The 3,480-nt window shown below is 41.7% G+C and carries 3 protein-coding genes; 1 reads left to right on the top strand and 2 read right to left on the bottom strand.

Annotated features, from left to right (window positions below; translation table 11 throughout):
• Positions 1 to 111: 111 nt before the first annotated feature.
• Complete coding sequence (locus tag C232_RS19025) at positions 112 to 1,044, top strand: transposase (protein WP_018665512.1); 933 nt, start codon at positions 112 to 114, stop codon at positions 1,042 to 1,044.
• A gap of 391 nt (positions 1,045 to 1,435) precedes the next feature.
• On the opposite strand, the gene C232_RS0118065 is transcribed toward C232_RS19025, so the two are convergent.
• Both C232_RS0118065 and C232_RS20340 read right to left on the bottom strand, forming a co-directional pair.
• The gene (locus C232_RS0118065; protein ID WP_018665510.1) at positions 1,436 to 1,990 is read right to left on the bottom strand and encodes a T6SS immunity protein Tdi1 domain-containing protein; all 555 of its coding nucleotides are present in this window, start codon (positions 1,988 to 1,990) and stop codon (positions 1,436 to 1,438) included.
• A 14-nt stretch (positions 1,991 to 2,004) separates the two neighbouring features.
• Positions 2,005 to 3,480: polymorphic toxin type 15 domain-containing protein (locus tag C232_RS20340; protein WP_018665509.1), on the bottom strand; the 1,476-nt coding region annotated here is incomplete at its 5' end.

Here is a 3,480-nt window from a genome sequence, read left to right as displayed (position 1 = left end):
TGTGGAATTGGTTAAAATGGAACTCTGTCCATATTATACTAGATTTCATGCGGGTTTTTCGAGATTGAATGAAAATTTCGTCACGGATTCAGGTATAATAAAGGGGAAGGCGTGGTTGAAACGAATGAGGAAGCAGCCGCCGTGGATACATCACATATAGAGGCAGAAGCAACCTTGAATAAAACAAGGAAGACGTGTTCTTGTGAGGGTAATTGCGATTGCCCCAGAGTCCTTACGGACGACAATGTAGGGGTAATGCGTAAAAGTAATGCAGTCTCCTATATTGCGCATAAATTATCAATGGTATGCGGGGTGAGATCCGGTTTGCCTTTGACGCGGGAAGTATTTAAAGGAAATACACCCGATGGGAAAACATTAGAACCGACATTGGAAACGTTTAAGGCGGAGCACCCCGAGATGGCTGAGCAGTTGAGCTTTATCTTGGCAGATGGAATCTACCAAACGCCGGAAAATCAAAAAGTGACAAAGGATGTATTACAGGCGAAATTGGTGGCACCGATCAATCCACGAAACCGTAAGGATAAACCAACTACCGCCCGGGGGATTGAAAAAATCAACCGGTACGGCACTCCCATCTGTATCAGTGGACATAAAATGGAACTTAGAGGATCTGATCGGGAAAAGGGGCAATATATTTACACTTGTCCTGTATTTCATCCAAATGCCAAGCAAGAAGGACTCACCTGCCCGCTAGCGAATCACGTGGAATGTTGCAATGGGGCAGCACAAGGAAGAGTATTTAGGATGGACTTTGATCAAACGCCTCAAGTAGATGTCGAGTTGCCTCAACATGGGCGCACATTTGAAGTGTTATATAGTGCCAGAACGATCATCGAACGAATCTTTGGCATTCTAAAAGACGGATACAGTCTCCGTCGTGTTCACAAGCGTGGAAAACAGGCAGTTGAAGCTCATGTAGATCGATGCATGATATCTATGCATATCATGGCAAATATGGCGTACCATCAGACAGGAAAGGCCAATTGTGGATGGACACGCAATCGACTGCAAAGAACAAATTAAGTTATTCACAGGTGGATATGTGAATAAGTCAAATGAACGTTTTCTTTCCACAAAGGGTAGTGAAAAAAACTTCCATTTTGTGAAGGCAGGATACGTATGCCCTTTTTTGAAGGAAAATGACCGTTTTACTTCTATTGAATTAAAAATCAGGATGAAAAGGCAAAAAAATCGGGATAATTAATTTTCCAGAGCCTCGCTCAAGGGTATATTTTTATTTTGGCAGAGGCTCTAAAAGTTACTAAGTAATCCGGATGTTGCATGTTGCATTATAAAAAAGCCATATGGTTCATCATTTAATGCCATTCAAAGCTAAAATTTCTGACAAAAAAACAAAAACACCTGTTGCCTAATAAGACAATCAAGTGCTTATATTTAAATATAGTCTTGAACATTACTGAACTGGTCCCATAAATTCAGTAATAATAAGAATATGTTCCTTCAATTTTACTTTCTTTAGGTTCTCAACTTTTTCTACTCCACCTAAACCTAGTAAAGGTGTATATCCAAAGCAGTCATCATACTCTGGTTCATTATATTTTTCTACTGCTTCTGGATAAGGAAGCCAATCTAATGCCTTCTGTCTAAACGCTTCTTCCTCTAAAAATCTAAGAAACAAGGAATATTTTGAAGCTACCACTTTTGTTTTTCCTTTTCGGTAGTTAATCATTACAAGATAGGACTCTTGGTTTTCATCCTTTTCAAAAAGTATAACATCACCCATGGATGTACTGAAAATAGGTATTGTTCCTTCGCTTCTTAAATAAGAGTCATTTACTAAAGAGCTAAATTCATCCGGGTTAATTATTTTTAAATACCCATTCATAAATGTACCATACCCATATGTTCTCCATGCTTCAATCAAATCTTCCGGGAGCATATCTTTATATTTATTAATTGTATACTCCTCTACTTCACTTACTTTCTTAAAATCTTTGAATAAACTCAAATTACAAACCTCCTCTAATGTGCAAGCTTAACATTTAAATAGGTATTTTTTCGCTGCTCAGGTGTCATTAATTTAGCTAGCTCGCCTATTTGTTCATCCACAATATCAATTCTGTATTTCCATTGTGATCCAATTGATGAGTTTATTCTTTTATCTCCCATACCACCAATATTTAGCGGATTACCTCCAGCTATTTGGTCTGGATTGTGAAGTGCTGCTTGCGTTTTCAACCAACTATTTGCTTTTATCTCAGCTTCTTCCCAAGACATACCACTTTCAAATAATTCTTCTATTTTTTTATTTAAAGCTTTTTCCCGAGTCGCTTGCTGTGCAGCGTTACCTTCAATTGCACGCCCTTGTTCAATATACTTCTCACGATTTTTTAAATACTCATCAACCGTAAGTTCATTCATACCCTTTTCTTGGTCTTTTAATTGTCTTGCAAACTCTCCGGAGTCATGTTTTACATTTCTATTAAATTTCACTTCAATTTCTTTTATTCTTGATACATTATCTAAATGCTTTACATTACCCGTACCATTAGTAACTGGCCCACTCCCAATACTAACCTCATCCGTTTTACTAAACAGAGCCCTTACTCCATTCTCAACCGTATGCGTATTCTCTGCAGGGGCCCGTATTCTCCCCACTCCTTCGGTTAACAGGCCCATTTGGCGCGGGGGAAGGATATTTTTGGCGAAAGTGTGAGTGGAATCCATTAATCTTGCTGTATCTATTATATCATCTGCCACTTTTTGTTTCACTTTTCCCGGTACTTCCTTCGCCCACGCTTTCGCACTCCGGATCCGGGCTGCCGAATCTTTTCCCGCATCAATGACCATGTTGGCCACATGCCGGGATTCACGCTGGATGCCGGCTTTTAGGCCGGTCTTTAGACCAAGCTTCGCCATATCGCCCATATGCGCAAGCCGGACGGTGCTGCTGAATTTCGACAATCCGCTCACACCAGGCACGATATCAAGCGGTGCTAGGACCCCGCGGAAGACTCTTTCCCCGGTGCCAAGTTCGCGGCCGGAGATCCAGTCCTTTCCGGAGACTGCCGAGCTTAACTCTAATGTACCATAAGCGGCACCCAAAGCAATACCGGCAGGCGGGCAGATGATGGAGGCGCCGACGATCACAGTTAGGGCTGCAATTTGGCCCCAGAATTCTTTTTTCTCCTGCCCGTCACGGATCGAGTCATACTGAAAAGCACGCGAATGCAGGACAGCCTGTTCATAATCTTTTTCGGAAATTTTCTCGTCAGGGTTTTGCAGTTTCCAGTTGTCGTATTCCTCTTTCATCTGTTTCGCGTAAGCATTACTGCCGCTGAAAAGGTCTTCCAGGCTGACTTCTGCTTTCGGGACTTCCATGGTATTCGAACCGTAGCCGCCCGGGATGACAACTGTTTCCTTGGCGCCGATCCTGTTTTTGGTTTTGACATCAGTGATCGATAAGTCGCGCATTGCCGTGGCAAATGCATCGATATC

This window comes from Heyndrickxia acidiproducens DSM 23148, from assembly GCF_000374345.1.
Taxonomy (GTDB): Bacteria; Bacillota; Bacilli; order Bacillales; family Bacillaceae_C; genus Weizmannia; species Weizmannia acidiproducens.
This window is presented reverse-complemented; position numbering and strand designations above follow the sequence as displayed.